Source organism: Burkholderia ubonensis subsp. mesacidophila, from assembly GCF_002097715.1.
GTDB lineage: Bacteria > Pseudomonadota > Gammaproteobacteria > Burkholderiales > Burkholderiaceae > Burkholderia > Burkholderia mesacidophila.
This window is the reverse complement of record NZ_CP020737.1, coordinates 2,583,145-2,605,049: the sequence shown is the minus strand read 5'-3', so window position 1 is coordinate 2,605,049 and position 21,905 is coordinate 2,583,145. Positions and strand designations below refer to the sequence as shown.

Below are 21,905 nucleotides of genomic sequence, written 5' to 3'. Positions count from 1 at the left end.
GCGGGCGGTGCGGAATCGGATTTCTGAACAATCGACGGAGGTGAAAGAGATGGATAAGGACAATGCAGAGGGCTTCACGCAGGCCGCATCGTCGGGCGACGCCGCATTGCTCGGCCTCGGCGCGACCGCGGCCGTCGCCGCGATGCAGCGCGGCGAGTTCACCGCGGAGCGGTATGCGACGGCGCTCCTCGAGCAGGCGGACCGGTGGCGTGACCTCAATGCGTTTCGCACGCTGGATCGCGATGCGGTGCTGCAGGCGGCCCGCGCGGCCGACGAACGGCGCAGGCGCGGCGGCGCGCTCGGCCGGCTCCATGGCTTGCCGATTCCGGTGAAGGACAGCGTGAATACGCGCACGCTGCCGACGTCGAACGGCACGTTGTCGCTGACGGGCTTCCGGCCGTCCGCCGACGCCGGCGTGATCGGCCTGCTCGACGACGAAGGGGCGATCGTCATGGGCAAGACCAATCTGCACGAACTGTCGTTCGGCTGGACCAGCAACAACGAAACCTTCGGGGCGGTTCGCAATCCGTACGATATCGCGCGCAGCCCGGGCGGCAGCAGCGGCGGCTCGGCCGCCGCCGTGTCGGCCCGGATGGCGCCGCTCGCGGTGGCCGAGGATACGTGGGGATCGATCCGCCTGCCGGCATCCTTTTGCGGAATCGCGGGCTTTCGCCCGAGCCGCGGACGCTATCCGGACGACGGCATCATGCCGTTGAGCCGCAATTTCGATCAGGTCGGCCCGCTCGCCCGCTTCGTCGAGGATCTCGTGCTGTTCGATCAGATTGCCGCACGCGACGCGCGCGCTATCGAGCCGCGCCCCGTGAACGAAATTCGCGTCGCCGTCCCCGCGGCGTTCTGGGCCGATCTCGACCCCGAAGTCGAACGGGTCGCGCGGCACGCGCTGGCGCGCCTGCGCGAAGCAGGCGTATCCGTCGTGGAAATCGCCGGCTCGCTGAGCGAGGTGGCGCGCGCGCCCGGCATCGTCGGGACGATCGTGGCCTCCGAACTGCGCAGCAGCGTCGGGGATTTCCTTCGGCGCCACGACGCGGGGGTGTCTTTCGACGATCTGTATGCGACGCTCGGGTCGAATACGAAGAACCTGATGGATGCGATGGTCCTGCCGCCGCACACGCCCACGCGCGATGCCTACGAGGCGGCGTTGAGCGACCGGCGTGCGCTCGCGTCGATCGTTGCCGCCGGCATGCGCGAGCATCGCGTGGACGCGCTTGCGTTTCCCGTTGCCATGGTGCGGGCGCCCCGGATCGGCGAGGAAACCGGCGTGACGATCGACGGCGGCCGCACGATCGACGCGTTCGACGCATTGGGCCGCAACGTCGGGCTCGGCAGTTGCGTCGGCATGGCGAGCATCGTGCTGCCCGCCGGACTCGCGGATGACGGCATGCCGGTCGGGATCGAGTTCGCCGGGCTGCCGGGCAGAGACCGGGACGTGCTCGCGATCGGACTGTCGCTGCAACGGTGGCTCGGCGGCGTGGAACCGCCTTTCGTCCGGGCCTGATCGGCGGTTTCGGCGCGGCGACGGGCGATGCGGCGCTTGCGCCGCCGAACCCATGCGTGAGCGTGATGTGCGGGGCGGCGAAGCCAGTCCGCCCGCGCGGGGTGGCGGGATCCCGAAGCGCGGCCGGATGAAAATTCCAAAAAGGAGAGCGTGTGAAGATCGGAATCATTGGCGCCGGCCGTATGGCGCAGTCGGTCGCGTGGCTGGCCACCCGCGTCGGCTACCGGGTCATGTTGAGCAATTCGCGCGGACCGGAAACCATCCAGGGGCTGCGCAGGCCGCTCGGCTGCGAAGTCGGGCGGGTGGACGAAGCCGCCGCATTCGGCGACATCGTGTTCGCGGCGCTCCCGTTGCAGGCCTGTCGCGCGGTGCCGGTCGAGCCGCTCGAGGGCAAGATCGTGCTGAACCCGCAAAACTACTTCCCGTATTTTGGTGTGCTGCCCGAACTCGAGAGCGGGGCGATGACGACGGCCGACGTGCTCGCGCATCATCTGCCGAAGTCGCGCGTCGTCAAGGCGTTCAATACCATTCTGGTGGAGGACGTGGTGCCGGACGCGCGGCCCGCCGGTTCGCCTGACCGCCGCGCGCTGCCGATTGCCGGCGACGACGCCGACGCGCGCAGCACGACGATCACGCTGATGGATCGCCTCGGCTACGACGCGGTCGATGCCGGGCCGCTGGCGGAAGGGTGGCGTTTCGAGCGGCGGCGGCCGGTCTACTGCGTGCCGCTCGACAAGGCGATGCTGGCGCGGATGCTGGCCGAGACGACGCGCGACTCGGTCATGCCGGAAGCGCATTGGCGCACGCACCGCGGAATGCGCGCCTGACGCCGCGTGCCATCACGTCCACCGGATAACCTGCCCACCGTTGCGTCGCATCGCATTTCCGAACCGGCGGGCAGTTTCGGGAACGAACAGGATTGCCTGTCGCGATGCGACGACTGGCGTGCCGCATGCCTGTTCGGCTGGACGTGCAGGGCAGCGGTGCTCAAATGCGTGGGCTGCGGCTGCTTCGCGATCCGAAACGCTTCACGATGTTCATCGACCACGGCAGCGTCCGACATTCGATCGCGTGCGAGTATGCCGAGCCGGGCGAGCCGGTCGGAACCTGCCGGATCGTTCCGCTGCCGCGGTCACGGGGCGAGCCGGTTCGCGTCGACCGTGCGGTGATTGCTCAGATGCGCACGCAAATCCGCGAGTTGCCCGCGTACGTCCCGCCTCAATACGTCGCGAGACACGACGTCGATGGCGACGGCGCTGTCGAGGTAACCGCGCTCCATATGCAGCACGACCTCGTCGGTGAAGAACGCGCCTGCGATGTAGCTGCCCCGTTCCTGGCCGACGCCGTGCCATCCCGGCGCCGCGTCCAGCCATGCGTCGAACGCCTGCTCGAGATCGGCGATATTCCCATATGCGCCGTGGATGTATCCGCGTTTGCGCCAGGTCACGTGCGCGGAGAACCGCAGGTTGTCGACCGGGTTTTCACATAGCCGTGTGATCAGGGCGGTCGGAATCGCGCGCAACGGGACGCTGATCACCAGGTCCGGCGACTCGGGAAGCAAGCGCTCGTTCTCGTCGCGAACGAGCGGGTCGAGTGCACCGCATTCGACGAGCAGTGCGGTCATGTCGCGCCGAAGCGCCGCCACATGGACCGTGGCGTCGATCACGACACGATCGATCGAGGCGACGTCCGGCTGGTCGGCCAGCATTCGCTTCCGTTCGGCGGCCAACGGTGGCGGCGCGGTATCGTCCGCGGCAGGTTTTGTCGCTGCGGTCGCCCGCGGCGCCTGCGGCCGCCTGAGCATGCGCGGCAGCACGTAGAGGATGACGACGCAGGCCAGCGCAACAACCCAACCGTTCATGTGTGTCCCGTTCAAATCAAATGGTTTTCGCGCATGCGCGAATCGCGCGATTCGTGAATTCGCGAGAATATAAAGGCCGGCGACGGGTTTGGGAATGCGCGGCGAATGCCGCCGATCAAGCCGTCCTTCAATTGTCCCGACTTGCGATTGCGAACATGTTCAAGGCAGTCAGCGCCATTCTCATCGGAATCGGCATGCTCATCGGCGCGGCGATCAGCGTCGGGCCGACGCGCGCGTTTCTTCAAACGTCGATCGTCGTGCCCGGCCGCGTGGTCTGGCTGAACGCAGGCGGCTCCCATCCGCAGATCGAGTTCACGACCCGCGCCGGCGAAACCGTCTCGTATCCGCAGGGCGGAATGATTTCCAGCAAGAAGGTGGGGCAGCGGGTCGCGGTCCGGTATCTGCCCGACGCCCCGGCCCGCAGTGCGTGCGTCGATGAGTTCACGGCGGTCTGGAACCTGACGATCGTGCTCGCGTGCGGCGGCCTGTTCACGATCGTATGCGGGCTGAGCAACTTGCCGTCGCGCAACGACGGCCGCGTCGAGAGACAGTGAATTTTCAAGGCAGGCCCTGGCGCAATCAAGACTCGAAACAGGCGTCGGCAGATCGCCGGCACGCATTTGCCGCACCCGAGCGCCCGGCAACCCCGCGTCACACGGTCAGCGATCCGTAATGCACGATCGACGCACGTCGCTCGTAGTCTTTCAACACTCTTTCATGCGCGCCAGTCGCCGCAGGCCGTCACGCCCTTTTCACAAGCCCGCCGGGCCTGCCGCCCGGCGGAAGAAATTTCCGCTCCTTTCACAGACCCCGACGTTCCGCTTCGTCAACGAATGCAAAATGAAAGCATTCTCTTGACGCAACGCATTCACCCCATTTATTGTCCATCTGCCGCCGTCGTGAGAGAGCACGGCCGGAAATCGCGGATGCCCGTCATTGGGGCACGACAACCCGCAGCAGAAGCAGAAGCAGAAAAGGAAACGTGGTAGCCACATGAAGCCGCTGTTCGATGACAAGAAATCCGACGCGGTCAGCGCTCGTCCTTCCATCCCGTCTTCGTCTCCCGTCGTCGCGTCGCCCGCAGTTGCCATGCCGCCGGCGGCCGATGCCGCGCGCCTGATCACGGTCGACGAGATCGACCAGCTCGGCGCGGCGCAGGGCAACCGGATCGCCGCCTTCTCCCAGCAGATTCTCGCGAGCGTCCGTGCATCGGACGCCGACCAGTTCGGCGACAAGCTCAACGAACTGATCGCGACCGCGAAAGGGCTGGACCCGCGCGGCGCCGACAAGGGCGGGTTGCTTACGCAGGTCACGCGGCTGTTCCGTTCGACAAAGGAAAAGCTGCTGTCGCAATACGAGTCGGTCAGCAAGCGGATGGACACGCTCGTCGTCGAGCTCGAGCACCATGCGCAACGGCAGAAGGCCGGCATCGACGACCTCGAGCGGATGTACGACGACAACTACGCGCTGCACCAGGAGATCGCGCAGGCGAAGACGCACGGCGAAGCGGCGCTCGCGACGCTGCGCGCGCATCTCGCGGCCGGCCAGCCGGCCGACGACGCGTTCGGCGCGCAGCGGCTGCTCGACGTGAAGCGCAAGGTCGACGCGCTCGAAAGCAAGCTCGACGATCTCGACCGCGCGATGCTGATGTCGAAGCAGCTCGCGCCGCAGATCCGGATGGAGCAGGACCAGAAGCGCACGCTGACGTCGAAGTTCATGACGATCAAGACCGTGCTGATCCCCGCGTGGACCAACGCGTTCGCGCTCTACCTCGAACAGCTCGGCACGAAGCGCGCCGCGGCGCTCGCGAACGCGACCTACGACGCGGCCGACGAGGCGATCCGCGCGCAGGCGGACCTCAATCGCGCGAATGCGCAGGCGGTCGCGAAGCTCGCGCAGCGCCCGGTGATCTCGACCGACACGTTCGAATACGCGCAGCAGCAGCTGTTCGGCGCGTTCGACGACGTCACGCAGGTCATCGCCGAAGGCAAGCGGCAGCGCGAGCAGGACGCGCCGCGGCTGCGCCAGCTCGAACAGGACCTGATCACCCGATTCGCCCCGAAGCACAACTGAGGTTCACGCATGATTACGCTTGAGAAACGCGCGGCGAAGGTCGCGATCGTCCTCGAAAAACGCCAGATCCTGAAGCCGCCGGTGGTACGCGTCGGCGCGGCGCTCGACATCTCGGGCTCCGCGAAGTCGCTCTACAAGTCGGGCGTGATCCAGGAGACGCACGACCGGATCCTCGGCATCGCGCTGAAGTTCGACGACAACGGCGAAGTCGACACGTGGACCTTCACCGAAGGATTCGACCGCCTGCCGACCGCGACCCCGGAGAACTACGGCGCGTACATCACCGACTACGTGCTGAACGGCGACATCGACAAGTGGGGCGGCACGCAGTACGCGCCGGTGATGCACGACATCGTCGACTTCTTCTTCCGCGCGCCGGAGCCGGCGCCCGGGCGCGAAGCGAAGCGCGGCTTCCTGAGCCGGCTGTTCGGCGGCGCGGACGACACGCCCGCACCGGCGCGCGCGCCCGTCCCGGCAAACGGCCACCTGCCGGCCTGGGTGCTGTTCGTCACCGACGGCCAGAACCCGAAGAACGATCGCAAGCGCGTGCGCCAGCTGCTGGCCGAGTCGCAGCATTACCCGCTCTACTGGTCGCTCGTCGGCGTTGGCGACCCGAGCGAATTCGACTTCCTGGAGGAGGTCGCCGACGAAATGCCGAACGTCGGCTTCCTGCATCTCGAGTCGCTCGACGTCACCGACGAGCAGATCTACGAACAACTGATCACGCAGGAATTCTGCGACTGGGTGCGCGCGAAGTAAGCGCGGGCCCGCACGGCATCCCTTTTTCGAACACAGTCACACTCCCATCATGCTGAAAGATTTCAAGATTCCGTTGTCGCTCACGGTCCTGGCGCTCGTCGTCGCGTACTGGCTCGGCGGCGTCAAGGACATGCTCATCGTCGCCGTCCTGTGCGTGCTCGAGATTTCGTTGTCGCTCGACAACGCAGTCGTCAACGCATCCGTGCTCAAGAACTGGTCGGAGAAGTGGCGCAACCGCTTCATGGTGTTCGGCCTGCCGGTGGCCGTGTTCGGCATGCGGCTCGTGTTCCCGCTGCTGATCGTCGCGGTGCTCGGCCACATCGGCATGTGGGAGGCGCTGACGCTCGCGATCGACGCGCCGGACCAGTACGCGGCGATCCTGACGTCCGCGCATCACCAGGTGTCGGCGTTCGGCGGCGCGTTCCTGCTGATGGTGTTCTTCAAGTTCATGCTCGACACCGACAAGGACGAGCACTGGATCGGCATCTTCGAAGGCCCGATGCGGCATCTCGGCCGGATCACCGCGCTCGAGGTCGCGCTGACGCTCGCGATCGTGATCATCGCGTCGCTGTACGTGCCGTCGGAGGAGCAGGTGAGCTTCCTGCTCGCGGGCGCGTTCGGCGTGATCAGCTTCGTGATCGCGCACGGCATCGGCGACCTGATCGGCGGCGAGGACACCGGCTCGCGCGTGGTGCGCGAAGGCGTCGCGGGCTTCATGTATCTGGAAGTGCTCGATTCGTCGTTCAGCTTCGACGGCGTGATCGGCGCGTTCGCCCTGTCGGACAACATTTTCCTGATCGCGCTCGGCCTCGGCGTCGGCGCGGCCTACATTCGGGAAATGACGCTGGTGCTGCTGAAGAAGGGCACGCTCGCGCAGTACCGCTATCTCGAGCACGGCGCGTTCTGGGCGATCGGCGCGCTCGCGGCGATCATGTTCCTCGGCGTGAAGCTGGAGATCCCCGAGGTCGTGACGGGCCTGATCGGCGCGGCGACGATCGGCGCGGCGGTGTGGTCGTCGATCATCGCGCAACGCAAGGAAGCGCGCGCCGCGGCCGCCGGCAAGTGACGGCGCGCGATACCGATTGACGAGGGGCTGCCGCAGGCAGCCCGGATTGGCCGCCGGCGCAACGGCGGATGCCAGCAGGAGATGATCAGATGATCAATTTGTCGAAGGGCGGTCGCCTCAACCTGTCGAAAGAGGCGCCCGGCACGCAGAAATTCCGCATCGGCCTCGGTTGGGATGCGAACGCGACGGACACGGGGGCGGATTTCGATCTCGACGTGTCGGTGTTCCTGTGCAAGTACGACGCGCAGAACAATCCGAAGCTGATCTCCGACCAGCACTTCGTGTTCTACAACAGCGAAGTGCGCACGATGGAACGCACGGACACCTTCATCCAGCCCGGCGACGATTTCCCGAAGCGCGGGATGCCGGCGTCGAAGTGCCTCGGCGTCGTCCATAGCGGCGACAACCGCACCGGCAGCGGCGACGGGGACGACGAGGTGATCTTCATCGACGTGACGAAGCTCGCGGCGGACGTCGAGGAAATCTCGGTGGTCGTCACGATCGACCAGGCCGCCGCGCGCCGCCAGAACTTCGGGCAGGTGCGCAACAGCTACATCCAGATCGCCGACGAGGTGACGGGCGCCGTGATCGCGAAGTATGCGCTCGAAGAGGACTTCTCGATGGAGACGTCGGTGCAGGTCGGCAGCTTCTACCGGCGCGACGGCCATTTCATGTTCAAGGCGGTCGGCGCGGGCTACAACCGCGGCCTCGGCGATTTCGTCCGGGCCTACGGCGGCGTGGTCTGACAGCCGGCAGCCCGGCGCACGGGCCACCGGCGCGCCGGGCGGGATGCATCGATGACCCGCCAGCCTGACGAGCCGAAGCCGCTCGAGTTCGACGGCGCGCCCGCGCGCACGCCGGGCCGGCTCGCGTTCGACGCGCCGCCGGCCGACCCGTCGCGGCCGGCCGAGCGGCCCGCGCCGAAGGCGCTCGACCTCGGGCCCGCACCCGAGCGGCACGCGCGCACAGCGCCGGCCGACGTGGTCGGCCGGGCGCTGTTCGGCGAATCGAACCATCCGCTGCTCGAGCAGTGCTTTCGCGTCGCGCAGACGCGTTTCCCGAACCTCTATCCCGACTGCGCGCCGCGCATCGAGCGGCACATCCGGCAACTGGTGCCGCTCAAGCTCGCGAGCGTGGCGACGATCGGCGACGGCGCGCTCGAAAGCGCCGGCAATCTCGTCGAGGCCGTCGCGGCGACGACGCGCGAATTCAACGAACTCGGCGCGGCCGACCTGATGGCGGACCTGCTTGCGCAGGCCACGCGCAAGGCCGGCATGCTGGAGCGCTGGTTCCGTCCGTCGTCCGGCCACGTCGATTACCGCGCGGCGCTCGGCGCGCTCAAGCAGTCGCTCGGCTTCTTCCCGCGCCGGACCGAGGAACTGGCCGTGAAGGCGCGGCACGCGGAAGAAAGTCTCGTCGTCGCGCTCGCGGCGCTGAGCGCGGTCGCGGACGTCGTGCGCGCGCCTGACGACCCCGGGCTCGAACGCACGCTGTTCGACCGCCGCAACATCGTCGGACAGGCGGTCCAGCAGATCCGCATGCAGCCGGCGCTGCTGCGCGGGCTCGACGAGCGGGTGACCGACCTGCTGTCGCGCGCCGATCACCTGATGAACGTGGTGCTGCCGGCGGCGGTCGCGGCGCGGCCGCGAGGTTGAGCGGCGAGGGGGCGCCGCGCAGGCGCCATCCCTATCACCGCACGCCGCCGCAGGTGCGCGCCGGCCGGCGCGACGCCCATTTCCCTGAAATAAGAATGAAAGCAGCCGTGCCGGGCCTCGATCCCATCGAGGCGCCCGTCGCGCGCGACTGACCGCTTGCGCCCCCCGGCGCGGGCGCCCACCTTCATCCGGCACAACCCAACCCATTAGACGCGCTGGGTCCCCCCTACCCGAAAAGTAGGGGGGTGACCCATCCCGGGCTTTCGCGCGCCTCTGCACAATCCAGCTACGGGTCAATGCGAAGTCGTCGCCGGCCCGCGTTCGCACCAGAGCGTGACGTCCAGCGCGTATCGCTGGTTGACCCCAAGGATGGAGGTCATATGTTCAACACCCGCACGTACTGCAGCAGTGTGGCGGCACTGTTGCTCCTGCTGTTCGCCGCTCCGTCGTTCGCGCAGTCGTTCCGTGTCCAATGCCCGTTCACCACGCCGTCGCATCCGACCGCGCTGGCGCTCGGCGCGGGCGAGCCGGCCTATACCGGGCCGGCCTACACGGGACAGAACTCCGCATCGACCGGCACCGTAAACGGCGCGATCAAGTGCCAGCAGATCTCGGGCGGCGACGGTTACGCGACGATGGCCAACGGCGTGCAGACCTACCTGTTCGCGTTCGGTCCGCTGTCCGGCCTGGCGGACATCAAGGCCGGCCTGCCCGGCACGCAGCTCGCGTCGGTGTTCAACACCGTCGGCGACCCGCGGACGGACCCGACCTACAACGGCGCGGTCGGCCTCGCGCCCGATCCGGATGCGGGCGGCGCGCTGACCGGTCACGTCGACCCGCGCCCGATCATGGACATCGGCGTGATGAACGGCAACGAGCCGGCGCCGCTGATGGCGATCGACGAAGACGACGAGTTCTTCCTCACGCTCACGAACGTCGGGATGATCATGCGTCCCGACCTGTTCGAAAAGCACACGGTGCACTTCCACGGCTACCCGAACGCGTCGTCGTTCTATGACGGCGTGCCGGATGCGTCGGTCGCGATCAACATCGGCGCGAGCTTCACGTACTACTACCTCGCGCCGGATGCGGGCACCTATTTCTGGCACTGCCACATCACGCCGCCGGAGCACCTCCAGATGGGCATGGTCGGCCAGATCTACGTGCGGCCGCGCCAGGACCGGGTGCCCGCGGGCGTGTCGCTGTACGAAGCGCTGGTCACCCAGCAGTCCGACCTGCGCACGCGCTGCGGCAACGACATTCTCTGCTCGACGCCGCTGCCGAAGCAGAACACCGGGCTCGTGCGCGCGGCTAATCCCAACATTCCGCAGACCGCGCCGGCGACGCTGTCGCTGTACGCGTACAACGACGGCGACGGCTCGACCGCATACGACGTCGAGTACCCGATCCAGATTCACGGTTTCGATCCGAACTTCCACTTCGTCGGCATGACGTTCAATCCGGAGCCGTTCACCGACATGAAGGACAAGTTCTTCCTGTTGAACGGCCGCAGCTATCCGGACACGGTGACCGAGGGGGCGATGTCGACGCCGTCGTCGGATGCTGCGATGCATCCGTCGCAACCGCTGCCGACGCTGATCAACATCCCGGCCGGCGGCAGGGCGCTGTTGCGGATCTCGGATCTCGACGTCACCGAATACCAGACGCTGGCGTCGCTCGGCATCCCGATGCACGTGATCGCGATCAACGCCCGCATGTTGCGCGACATGGCCGGCAACAACCTGGCCTACGACACGAACTCGATCACGCTCGCGGGCGGCGAGTCGCTCGACCTGATCCTCGACGCCAGCGACAAGACGAAATACCACTCGGGCCAGATTTTCTACCTGTACACGCCGAACCTCGATCACCTGTCGAACGATCAGGAAAACTTCGGCGGCCTGATGACCGAGGTTCACATCTGCAGCGCGGTGGATCCGATCACGAAGCATTGCACTCTTTGAGGGCCAAGGCCCGCCTGCTGCATCGGGCGGGCCCGACCGGGAACTCCTGCACTGAGGAGAACGACCGTGGGACACATCACTCACCGCGCGTGGACCGCGACGCTCGCGCACCTTGGACGGCTCGCGCGCGTCGTCGTCACGACGCTCGCCGCGCTGCTGTCGATGCACGCGCAAGCCGCCGCGCCGGGCATCACCGGCAAGGTCTTCAACCTGAGCGCCGAGGAGGCGCGCATCACGCAGCCCGACGGCTCGAGCGTCTATTCGTGGGGCTACGGCTGCGCGGCGAACAGCGCGACGCCGCCGGTCTTCTCGCCGTCGACGATCGCCGGCGCGACCTGTCCGACGATGCAGATCCCCGGCCCGACGCTGATCGTCAGGCAGGGCGACATCATCACCGTGACGCTCACCAACAACCTGCCCGTGGCGGCCGGCAACACGTCGATCCTGTTTCCGGGGTTCAACGTGTGCACGGGGACGCTGAGCCCGGACGGCAAGACCTGCAGCGGCGCGGCGGCCGGCAACGGCGTGCCGGGGATGCTGGCGCAGGAGGCGCCGCACGGCGGGACGGTCACCTACACGTTCGTCGCGGCGACGCCGGGCACGCACACGTACTACAGCGGCACGCAGGGCGACCTGCAGGTGGAGATGGGGCTGTACGGCGCGATCATCGTGCTGCCGAACACGTCGGCCAACACCGCGGGCTGCATGGCGTTCCCGGATGCCGGCAGGCCCTTCGGCCAGCATGATTTCCGCAACGCGCCGGCGGCCTTCGACAACAGCGCGGCCTGCTACGATCGCGAGTACCTGTTTCAGTTCTCCGAAATGGATCCGAAGATCCATCAGCAGGCGGAACAGCAGGTCGCGGCGAACACCACGTGCACGAAGCCGAACGGCTGCATGACCGTCGAGACCGAGCCTTATCACCCGGCGTATTTCATGGTCAACGGCCGCTCGATGCCGGACGACATGGATCCGAACTACGCGCCGCAGTATCCGCACCAGCCATACAACGGCAACCCGCACATGCATCCGGGCGAGCTGGTGCTGCTGCGGATCATCGGCACGGGCCGCTGGCAGCATCCGTTCCACGAGCACGGCAATCACGTGCGCGTGCTCGCGCGCGACGGCAACCTGCTGCTGAGCCAGGTCGACCCGGCCAATCCGGCGGCGCCCCTGCAACCGGCCGGCCCGCTGCTGTTCACGACGACCACGACGCCGGGCCTCACGATGGACGGGATCTTCTACTGGACCGGCAAGGGCCTGAACTGGGACGTCTACGCCCATTACGCGGGCGACGGCAGCGTCTGCATCCCGGACGCGAACGGCTACTACACGACGGCCTCGAACCCGCCGGCCCCGCGTGACGCGCCGAACTACTACGAGTGGTGCCAGGACCACGGCAAGGCGCTCGAGAACGCGCCGTTCGGCAAGGTCGGCAGCGGCGGGCCGGTCACGCTGCCGGACTCGCACGTGCTGACGAACGGCTTCTGGTATGGCGGCAGTCCGTATCTCGGCCCGGATGCGACCACGCGGGCGACGTCTCCGACGGGAACGACGCCGCCCAGCGGCACGATCCTGAACCCGCCGGCGACGGAAGCAGGTTTCGCATTCATGTGGCACTCGCATAACGAGCGCGAGATCACGACGAACAACATCTTCCCAGGCGGAATGATGATGATGATGCTCGTCGATCCCCCGGTATTTCCGATCGACGAATCCAATTAGAGGTGGGGAGAAAGGCGATGAGATCCACCAAGCTCACAGCGACGCTCCTTGGTCTGTTCAAGGCGGGGGTCGCGGCATCCATGTTGCTGACGGCCGGCGAGGCATGCTTCGCGCAGGCGGTCGTCAATCTGACGGCGAAGGCCTCCACGGCGGTGTTGCCGGACGGACAGTCCGTGCCGATGTGGGGCTACACCTGCACGCCGGCCGCCAATGCGACGGTGCCGGCCGCGAACGCCACCTGTGCGGCCACGAATCCGGCCGCCGGCGCGAACTGGTCGCCGGTGGTGATCACCGTGCCGGCGGGGCAGCTGCAGATCAACCTGACGAACAACTTGCCGGCCCCGGTGCCGACTTCGCTCGTCATCGTCGGGCAATTGGGCGGCGGGCTGGGGAACGCACCGACGACCAAGCCGGGTCCGGTGCATCCGACGCAGACCGCGACGACCTGGCCGATCGTTTCGTCCACGACGGCCCCCCCGACGCCGTACTCCGCGCCGCCCGCGGCATTTACGCCGCCCGCGCAAGGGCCGCGCATCGAATCGTTCGGCACCGAGGTGGCGCCGACGATCGATCCGAAGGCGTACACGACGCTCACCTGGGCGAACCTCAAGCCGGGCACCTATCTGCTCGAATCGGGCACGCACCCGTCGATCCAGGGGCCGATGGGCCTCTACGGCGTGCTGGTCGTGAAGAGCCCGAGCGTGCCCAGCTCGACCTGCGCATCGACGAACCAGGCCTATCCGGGTACGGCGACCTGCTATGACGCCGACGTGCCGCTCGTGATGGGCGAGATCGATCCGGTGCAGAACGCGGCGGTCGCCGCGGCCGTCGCGACCAAGGGCTTCAGCGAAACCGCCGCATGGTCCGGTCAGCCGGGCGGATGCGGCGATTCGAAGTCCGTATCGTTCGGCACCTGCTATCCGCCGGTGGTGAACTACGATCCGCGCTATTACCTGATCAACGGCGTCGCCTTCGACCGCACGAACCCGAACACGTCGGCATTTGCGCCGAGCGCGAACGTGCCGGCGTCGACCGGGCAGGTGCTCGTGCGCTTCGTGAATGCCGGCCTGCGCATGCACATTCCCGCCGTGGTCGGCGCGCAAACGGGCAATCCGTCCGTTCCCGGGTTCTCGCTCGTCGCCGAGGACGGCAACGTGCTGCCCGGCAGCGCGCGCATCCAGAACTCCGTGTTCATGGCTGCCGGCAAGACCTACGACGTGATGGTGAATGCACCGGCCGCGGGGGCATTGCCCGTGTACGACCGCGAGCTGAGCCTGTCGACCAACAACCAGCGCGACGGCGGGATGCAAGGCTACATCGCGGTCAACAACGCGCAGCCGTCGGCGACCGCGGGCATTGGCGAAACGCCGAGCGCCGCGGGTGCGAACTACTACTTCGTGCCGGGCACGACCCTGACCGTGTCGGACCCGGCCAAGGGCGTGATCGCGAACACCACCGGCGTCTACGGCGTGAAGGTGCAGACGGCGCCGGCCAGCGGCACGCTGACGCTGAACACGGACGGCACGTTCACCTATCTGTCGAGCGGCTCGGCGAACGACAGCTTCGTCTATCAGTCGACGAACGGCACGCCGCCGGTGACGGCGCAGGTCACCTTGACCGCCTGCACCGCGGGCAATGGTTGCCTGTCGACGCCCACGGCGGGCAACGCCAGCTTCACGAGCAACATCGCGTCGCGCGTGCAGGTCGGCGCGCCCGGCGTGCTCGCCAGCGCGAGCGACCCGGCCGGGCTGCCGCTCACGGCGCAACTCGTCGGGGCAGCCCAGAACGGCGCCGTCACGCTGAACCCGGACGGATCGTTTACCGCGACGCCGACGACCCCGCCGCTTGCCGGCAGCAACGCGTCCGCGCAGACGGTGACGTTCCAGTACAACGTCACCAATACGCAAAAGCAGACGAGCACGACCACCGGCACCGTGACCGTGACCTTCAATCCCGGCAGCGGGCTCGTCGTGAACGTGATGGATGCGCCGAGCATGGCGCCGGACGCGAAGGCGCCCAACAGGATGGTTCAACTCACCGACTATCGCTGGATCATCGAGGAAGACCGCACGATGCAGATCGATCCGGCCTGCCAGGTGAACTCGGCGACGTCGCGGCCGGCGAACTGTCCGCCGCTGCCGGTGCCGAGCCTCGGCACGAACTTCCATACGAGCTACATGCCGGTGGTCGCGTCGGGCTGTGTCGGCACGGTGGCGTGCGAATCCGGACAGACCGTGTATGACCCGGTGTCCAACACGCACCTGCCGACCGTGTGCGACGTCGGCAACGGCGTGTGCCGTACCGGCGCGAACGTCACGCAGCAGACGGCGGTCGATCCGAAGTACGTGGCGCTCGATCCGACCAAGCATTACTACATCTCGATCCTGCCCGGCGACGCCGGCAACACGTTCTCGAACGGCGGCGGTGTTCCGTACAACGGCGTAAGGCAGTTCAGCATCGCGCAGGACTGCCCGTCCGGCCCGAGCGGCGCGGATTTTGCGCCGGGCACCGGCAAGTGCGGGCACAGCATGGGCGGCGCGCCGATCGCGCCCGCGCAAATCGCTGCCGCGCAGGCAGGGCAGACCGCGGCCGGACAAGCGGGGCAACTCAACGTGCTGCTGACGGAAACGCCGTATCCGACCGCGAAGCTCTCGGTGTTCGTGTTCGAGGACGACGCGCCGCTCAACGGCGAAGTGGATGTCAGTGGCGGAACGGACGGCTTCGGCACGGCGCGCGAGCCGGGCCTCGGCGGGTTCGAGATCAAGCTCTGGGACGATGCCGGCGGCACGGGCGATCCGACCGGGCAGATGACCTACGACATGTTCAACATGCCGCTGTCGAATTCACTGCAGGGCACCGTCGATCCGCTGACCGGGCTCAATGCATGCCCGATCACGACGGCGACCGACGGCCTGGTCGGCATGATTCCGACTTGCCCGAAATACGAGTCGGACGGCAAGACGCTGTCGCCGCTCGTCGGCCAGGCCGTCATTGCGAACCTGATGCCGGGCAGGTACGGCGTGGTCGCGACGCCGGCGGCCGACAGAATCGGCCGCGGCGAGGAGTGGCTGCAGACCAACACGCTCGACGGCCAGAAGGCGCACGACGCGTTCATCAAGGTTGGCGGTCCGGCGTACTTCCAGGAGTTCGGGCCGGCGGGCTATCACGTGGCGGTCGGCTTCGCGAATCCGAAGATCATCAATGCGCGCAGGACCAATGCGAGCAAGACCGGGCTTTGCGACACCGGTGCGTGCCTCAATTCGATCAAGGGTCACGTCACGAACCTGCACTACAGCCGTCCGCCCAACGAAAACCTGTATGGAAGCGGCACACGCGATTCGCTGGCCTTCACGCAGTGCTACGTGAGCGTCGGTGATCCGGACGGCGAGGATTACGGCTTCACCAAGTGCGACAGCAAGGGCAACTTCGAGATCGACGGCCTGCCCAGCGGCACGACGCGGATCACCGTGTTCGATCAATGGAACGACCAGATCGTCGATGGCCTCGCCAAGGCGGTCCAGCTGCCCGATGCCAATGGAAACGCGATGGTCGACGTCGGTGAAATTTCGGTGCTCCAGTGGCAAACGAACCTCTATACGCGGACCTTCATCGACCTGCACGGTGACGGCATCTCGCATCCGGACGATCCCGGCATCGCGCTGGCCTCGGTCAACATGCGGTTCCGCGACGGCAGCTACTCGAGCTTCAATGCGACCGACGGCAACGGCTATGCGCCGTTCAACGAGGTGTTTCCGCTGTTCAACTGGTACGTGGTGGACGACGACCAGACGCGCTACAAGGCGACCGGCACGCACGTGGTGTATGACGCGGGCGGCCCGGTCGACGGCACCGGCGCGCCGGGCAGCGGGAATTCGACGATTGCGAAGAACTTTGCGAACACGGCCGAAACCGTACCCGTGCCGTCCAGTCTTCAAGTGCCGGGCGCCAAGTACTGCGCGGATGCCGATTGCGCGTCGACCGGCAGCGGCTCGACCGGCCGGGTCGATCCGCCGTGGGTGACGTCGGAGGCATGGCAGGGCTTCTCGGGCCAGAACTCGTTCATCGAGTACGGCAAGACGCCGTTTGCGAAGGGAGAAAACGGCGGGATTCGCGGCGAGGTCATCTATGCGTCGACGCGGCCGTTCGACGATCCGACGCTGCTCATCCACACGAAGTGGACGCCCAACGTGCCGAACGTCACGGTGAACCTGTACCAGGAGGGCACGGCTGCAGACGGCACCACGAACCTGACGCTCGTCGACACGACCAAGACGACGAGCTGGGACGACTGGGCGCAGGGCTTCCGCGCCGACGGCGTGACGCCGAACATGAACTGTCCGGGACAGAACACGAGCGATCCGTTCTACTTCACGCTGCAGAACAGCACCAACTGGCTCGATCCGCAGCATCGCCAGTTGCCCGCGAACGCGCAATTCAAGTGCTACGACGGCATGCACGTGTTCAACCAGATCCAGCCGGCGCCGTATGACGGGGCCTACAAGTTCCCGAGCGTGAGCGCAACGGATTCGACCGGCAAGCCGGTCGCGTCGAACTGCACGATCTGCGTCGGGAAAAACCCCGTCGACGGCACGCCGATGCTGCCTGCCGGCAAGTACGTGGTCGAGATCATCGTGCCGCCGGGCTATGAGTTGGTGAAGGAGGAAGACAAGAACATCCTGATCGGCGACAACTACATCGCGCCGGTGACGCAGCAGTTCGGCGGGATCGGCAACATCTACATCATCCCCGACCAGGCCGCGGTGAACTCGAGCTACAACAAGAACAACGCACAGAACCCGACCACGAACCTCGGTTCGACGCCGCACGCCGAAGGCGACACCGGCAGCGTCGAGCGGTTCTGGCCGTGCGTCGGCGAGCTGCGCATCGTGCCGGACTACATGAGCATCTTCCCGGGATCGAAGGAGGTCGCGCCGTTCGCGGGTGCGTCGCGCCATCTGTGCGACCGCAAGGAGGTGCAGCTCACGGACGAGGAGTCGGTGCTCGCGAAGTTCTGGATCTTCAGTTCGACGCACGTCGCCGCGCACTATACCGGCTTCATGCTCGACGACTTCTCGTCGGAGTTCGATCCGTATTCGCCGCAATTCGGCGAGAAGTTCGCGGTGCCGAACGTGCCGATTTCGTTCAAGGATTATTCCGGCAACGAAATCTCGCGCACGTATTCGGATCAATGGGGCATCTACAACGGGCTGACGTTCTCGACCTGGGAAGTGAACCCGCCGAACCCGACCGGCTATGCGCCGACGATGATGGTCACGTGCATGAACGATCCGGGTCCGATTCCCGATCCGAACAACCCCGGCAAGACGATGACCGATCCGCTGTACAACCCGGCCTATAGCCAGTTCTGCTACGAGATTCCGTTCATGCCCGGACAGACTCAGTACATGGATACGCCGGTGGTGCCGGTGCAGGCATTCGCCGACGGGTACAACCAGCCCGACTGCGCGTATCCGGATGCGACGCCCGCGATTTCGAGCGTGACCGGCGACGCGATCGGCGCAGGTGCCGGCCCGTGGGTGAGCGCGCCCGGCAACCAGCTGACGATCAATGCGCTGGGCGACCAGCAGGTGCCGAACAATGCGTACACGGGACCGAGCCAGACCACGGCGCCGTTCAACCAGAAGTTCATCACGCGCCACTATGGCTTCGGCAATACGCAGGGATCGGGATCGGTGACGATCGCGGGCGTCAATGCGCCTGTCGTGTCGTGGGGCGACCAGCAGATCGTCGTGACGGTGCCCGACCTGAGCATCGCGATTCCGCCGTTGACGACGGGGTCCTCGACCTGCACGATCCAGCAGATGGGCGCGCCCGCGACCCAGTGCGGCGAGCTCGTGATCACGGCCGGCAACGGCAAGCGTTCGATCGACACGGTGACCGTGACGATCGGCGGCAAGGCGCCGACTTACATCAACGGCGAGAACGGCGCGAGCAATGCGATCCAGAGCGCGATCGACAACGCGAGCGCGGGCGACATGATCGTCGTCGGCCCGGGCACGTACAACGAAATGCTGGTGATGTGGAAGCCGGTCCGGCTGCAAGGCGTCGGCGCCGCGTCGGTGAAGGTCAACGCGAACACCCATCCGTCGGGCAAGCTCGATCCGTGGCGCAGGCTGGTGTCGTGCCTGTTCGGCACTTCGCTGGACGGCGGGTTGATTACGTCCACGTATGACCCGACGAAGCCGGTCTCGCCGACCAACAACCCGTACGATCCGTCAGGCACCTATCAGTGCCCGGCGCAGATGCAGGGTCACACGGATCCGATACCGTTCGAGCCGACCGTCGGTTGGGACGGCACGCTGAACGGCAACCTGGGCGAATTGCTGATGGAGCCCTCGCTGCTGGGTGCGTATGAGGGCGCGGGCATCACGGTTCTCGCCAAGGGCGTGCAGCCGAGCACGAACTGCACCGCGAACGGCGTCTGCACGCTGCTCACCGCGACGGATTGCACGACGGACCCGAACAACCCGAACTACAGCAACTTCCTGTGCAATCCGTCACGGATCGACGGGCTGACGTTCACCAATAGCTCGCAAGGCGGCGGTGGCATCTTCCTGCATGGGTGGAACCATTACACGGAGGTATCGAACAACCGGGTGACGGGCAATGCCGGCACGTTGACGGGCGGCATCACGATCGGCCAGGTGGAGGTTCCGGACGGGACCATCGCGTCGGACGGCGTGACGCAACTGCCGTTCATGTACAACACGTACGTCAACGTCCATCACAATGCCGTCACGGCGAATGCATCGTATGGCGATGAAATCAACTCGACCACGCCCTCGTCGGCCGGCGGCGTGACCTTCTGCTCCGGCGCCGATTACTACCGGTTCAACTACAACTGGGTGTGCGGCAACATCAGCAGCGGCGACGGCGGCGGCGTCGCGCACTTCGGGTTCAGCTACAACGGCGACCTGTCGCACAACGTGGTGCTGTTCAACCAGAGCAACAACCCGACGTTGCCGACGTACGGCGGCGGCATGATCGCCCAGGGCGTGCCCCCGGACGGCACGTTCTGCGAGAACTCGCTCGTCGACGTCGATTGCGCGCCTCAGCTCTCCGACGGCGTCGGCCCGGGCCTCGTGATCGACGGCAACCTGATCATGGGCAACACCGCGGAAAGCGGCAAGGGTGGCGGCCTGCGGCTGCAGAACGTCAATGGCACCGATGTGCAGCGCAGCCTCGACGACCCGGACAACTGGTACCAGGTGAGCGTGATCAACAACATCATCGCGGACAACGTGGCCGGCTGGTCGGGCGGCGGCGTGTCGCTGCAGGATGCGGTGCGTGTGAACTTCATCAACAACACGGTGATCGCGAACGACGCGACGGCGTCGGCGGGCGTGCTGTTCAATACGCCGGCGGCCGCGCAGTCGAACGTGCTGCCTCCGGGATGCACGACCAGCCCGAACAGCTCGGAAACGACCTGCACCGGCTACATCGGGACGTCGACGCTACAGCCGGCCGGGCTGGAGACCGCGACCCATTCGCAGAACCTCATGACTGCGTTCACGCCGCCCGCGGGCTTCACGGGGACGGTCACGTGCCCGGACGGCGAGACGAACTGCATGAATTTCTCGAATCCGGTGCTGACCAACAACCTGTTCTGGCAAAACCGCGCGTTCTATATCTCGGTGAGCGCGCAGCCGGACCCGACCATTCCCGGCGTGCAGAACGCGGTCACGCTGAATCCGGTGCTGAGCCAGAAGACCGGCGGCACGGGCTTCTGCGATACGCAGGGCATGACCACGAATGGCCAGGCGAGCCCGCCCGTCTATTGGGATATCGGCGCGTACGGCGACACGGGGCCCACCAACCCTCAAGCGGCGATGAAGATGAACCCGCAATACTCGATCATGACCGATACGACGGGTTACGACGCGAGCAACATGGCGGCGAATCCGCAGACGGTGAGCCAGTACTGCAACGGCTCGCGGGTACCGCCGGAGGCGGGCGGAAACGGCTTTGCCGTGCCGCCGGGAATCGCCGATGCGGTCCTGCCGAATCCGCTGTTCGGCCTGCTGCCGTCGGCGACGCCCGATGAGGGCAACCAGTGGATCAACATGTCGTACGGACCGCTGTCGCTGTTCAACGCGGCGCTCACGTCGGGCCAGGCCGGCTACAACACGATGATGGGCAACTACTCGATCACGTCCGGTTCGCCGGCGATCGGCGCGGCGACGGGAGACGGTGCGCCGAATCACGACATCTTCGGCACGCCGCGGCCGTCAGCCAACGGATTCGACATCGGCGCGGTCGAGTACGTGGATCCCGGCTTGCTGGGCGGCTTGCTCGGCGGCGGCGGCGCGCCGATCGACCCGCTTGCGTTGGGGAGCCAGCAACCCAACCTGGCCAGCCTCTTCCCGCTGGGCCTCGGCAGAATCGCGCGCCTGCTCGGCGGCGGGGTGCCGCGGCCGCAGGTCTTCGCTCCTGCGCTGAGGCGGCTGCGTGCCGGCGTGCAGCGGCAGGCTCCGGCGCCGAGGCAGCCGCAGGCCGGCGCGTTGACGCAGCGTCCGGCGCTCGCGCGGCCGCAGTCGAACGTGCTGCTGCAGGCGCCGGCCGCGACGCCGACGCCGGCGCCGGCGCCGGCGCGCAACCGCGCGCAGCCGCAGCCGCAGCCGCAGGCGCGCACGCAGCCGCGGCCGCCGGCCCCGGCGGCGGCGACGCCCAAGCCCAAGCCACTCACGAGAGCCGCGCAATGAAACGATCGACGCTCCGCACGGCATCCGCGCTGTTGCTCGCGGGCGGCGCCTGCCTCGCCGCGGTCCGGCCTCAGCCGGCCGCGGCCGGGCCGGCCGCGCAGGCCGCGCAGGCTGCGCCGGCTCGCTCGCCGTACCGGCCCGTGAGCCTGCCGCGACACGCGAAGGCCTATTACCAGCTGGCGAAAGGCATCGACGACCTGCACGTGCGCAGCACCGCGTCGGGCAACCTGATTCGCTTCAGCTATCGCGTGACCGATCCGCTGATGGCGCGACCGCTCGCCGATACGAAGGCGCCCGCCTATCTGTACGGGCAAGCCAGCCACGCGCTGCTCGTGATTCCGGTGATGGACCAGATCGGCGCACTGCGGCAGACCGGTCAGCTGGAGGCTGGTCAGGAATACTGGATGGTGTTTTCCAACAAGGGCGAGCCGATCAAGCGCGGAGAGCGGGTCAGCATCCTGATCGATTCGCTCCATATCGACGGGCTGGTGGTCGAGTAGTCACGCACTGGCGCATCCTGCCGCACGTTGGCGACCGGCGGCATTTCAACGGGGAGTAAAGTC

At 66.9% G+C, this 21,905-nt stretch carries 13 protein-coding genes; 12 read left to right on the top strand and 1 reads right to left on the bottom strand.

The window, feature by feature from the left end:
• The first annotated feature begins 49 nt into the window (after positions 1-49).
• Together B7P44_RS12120 and B7P44_RS12115 are read left to right on the top strand one after the other, a co-directional pair.
• On the top strand, positions 50-1,516 hold the full coding sequence (locus tag B7P44_RS12120) for an amidase family protein (protein ID WP_084904347.1): 1,467 nt from the start codon (positions 50-52) through the stop codon (positions 1,514-1,516).
• Positions 1,517-1,668: 152 nt separating this feature from the next.
• Positions 1,669-2,343: an NADPH-dependent F420 reductase gene (locus B7P44_RS12115; protein ID WP_084904345.1), complete on the top strand. Its 675-nt coding sequence runs from the start codon at positions 1,669-1,671 to the stop codon at positions 2,341-2,343.
• A gap of 305 nt (positions 2,344-2,648) precedes the next feature.
• Here the strand turns inward: B7P44_RS12115 and B7P44_RS12110 are convergent, their stop codons facing one another.
• On the bottom strand, positions 2,649-3,377 hold the full coding sequence (locus B7P44_RS12110; RefSeq protein ID WP_084904342.1) for a hypothetical protein: 729 nt from the start codon (positions 3,375-3,377) through the stop codon (positions 2,649-2,651).
• A 155-nt stretch (positions 3,378-3,532) separates the two neighbouring features.
• Between B7P44_RS12110 and B7P44_RS12105 the strand changes: the two genes are divergently transcribed.
• The 10 genes from B7P44_RS12105 to B7P44_RS12060 all read left to right on the top strand — a co-directional run bounded on the left by B7P44_RS12105 (position 3,533) and on the right by B7P44_RS12060 (position 21,842).
• Positions 3,533-3,931 (top strand): DUF3592 domain-containing protein, encoded by a 399-nt coding sequence (locus tag B7P44_RS12105; protein ID WP_084904339.1) that lies wholly within the window; start codon positions 3,533-3,535, stop codon positions 3,929-3,931.
• A gap of 439 nt (positions 3,932-4,370) precedes the next feature.
• Positions 4,371-5,450 (top strand): toxic anion resistance protein, encoded by a 1,080-nt coding sequence (locus B7P44_RS12100; protein ID WP_084904336.1) that lies wholly within the window; start codon positions 4,371-4,373, stop codon positions 5,448-5,450.
• Between the two features lie 9 nt (positions 5,451-5,459).
• Positions 5,460-6,209 (top strand): VWA domain-containing protein, encoded by a 750-nt coding sequence (locus B7P44_RS12095; protein WP_084904333.1) that lies wholly within the window; start codon positions 5,460-5,462, stop codon positions 6,207-6,209.
• A gap of 49 nt (positions 6,210-6,258) precedes the next feature.
• The gene (locus B7P44_RS12090; protein ID WP_084904330.1) at positions 6,259-7,275 is read left to right on the top strand and encodes a DUF475 domain-containing protein; all 1,017 of its coding nucleotides are present in this window, start codon (positions 6,259-6,261) and stop codon (positions 7,273-7,275) included.
• A gap of 89 nt (positions 7,276-7,364) precedes the next feature.
• Complete coding sequence (locus B7P44_RS12085) at positions 7,365-8,021, top strand: TerD family protein (protein WP_084904327.1); 657 nt, start codon at positions 7,365-7,367, stop codon at positions 8,019-8,021.
• A 51-nt stretch (positions 8,022-8,072) separates the two neighbouring features.
• Positions 8,073-8,930 carry a hypothetical protein gene (locus B7P44_RS12080; RefSeq protein ID WP_084904324.1) on the top strand — a complete coding sequence of 286 codons (858 nt, stop codon included), beginning with the start codon at positions 8,073-8,075 and terminating at the stop codon, positions 8,928-8,930.
• Between the two features lie 380 nt (positions 8,931-9,310).
• Positions 9,311-10,894 carry a multicopper oxidase domain-containing protein gene (locus B7P44_RS12075; protein ID WP_084904321.1) on the top strand — a complete coding sequence of 528 codons (1,584 nt, stop codon included), beginning with the start codon at positions 9,311-9,313 and terminating at the stop codon, positions 10,892-10,894.
• Positions 10,895-10,960: 66 nt separating this feature from the next.
• Entirely contained in the window at positions 10,961-12,619 is a 1,659-nt protein-coding gene (locus tag B7P44_RS12070; protein WP_084904318.1) for a multicopper oxidase domain-containing protein, read from the top strand.
• A gap of 17 nt (positions 12,620-12,636) precedes the next feature.
• Entirely contained in the window at positions 12,637-21,342 is an 8,706-nt protein-coding gene (locus tag B7P44_RS12065; protein WP_084904315.1) for a choice-of-anchor Q domain-containing protein, read from the top strand.
• Positions 21,339-21,842, top strand: a complete 504-nt coding sequence (locus B7P44_RS12060) for a hypothetical protein (RefSeq protein ID WP_084904312.1) — start codon at positions 21,339-21,341, stop codon at positions 21,840-21,842. Before B7P44_RS12065 ends, B7P44_RS12060 begins: the two co-directional genes overlap by 4 nt.
• Positions 21,843-21,905: the final 63 nt, after the last annotated feature.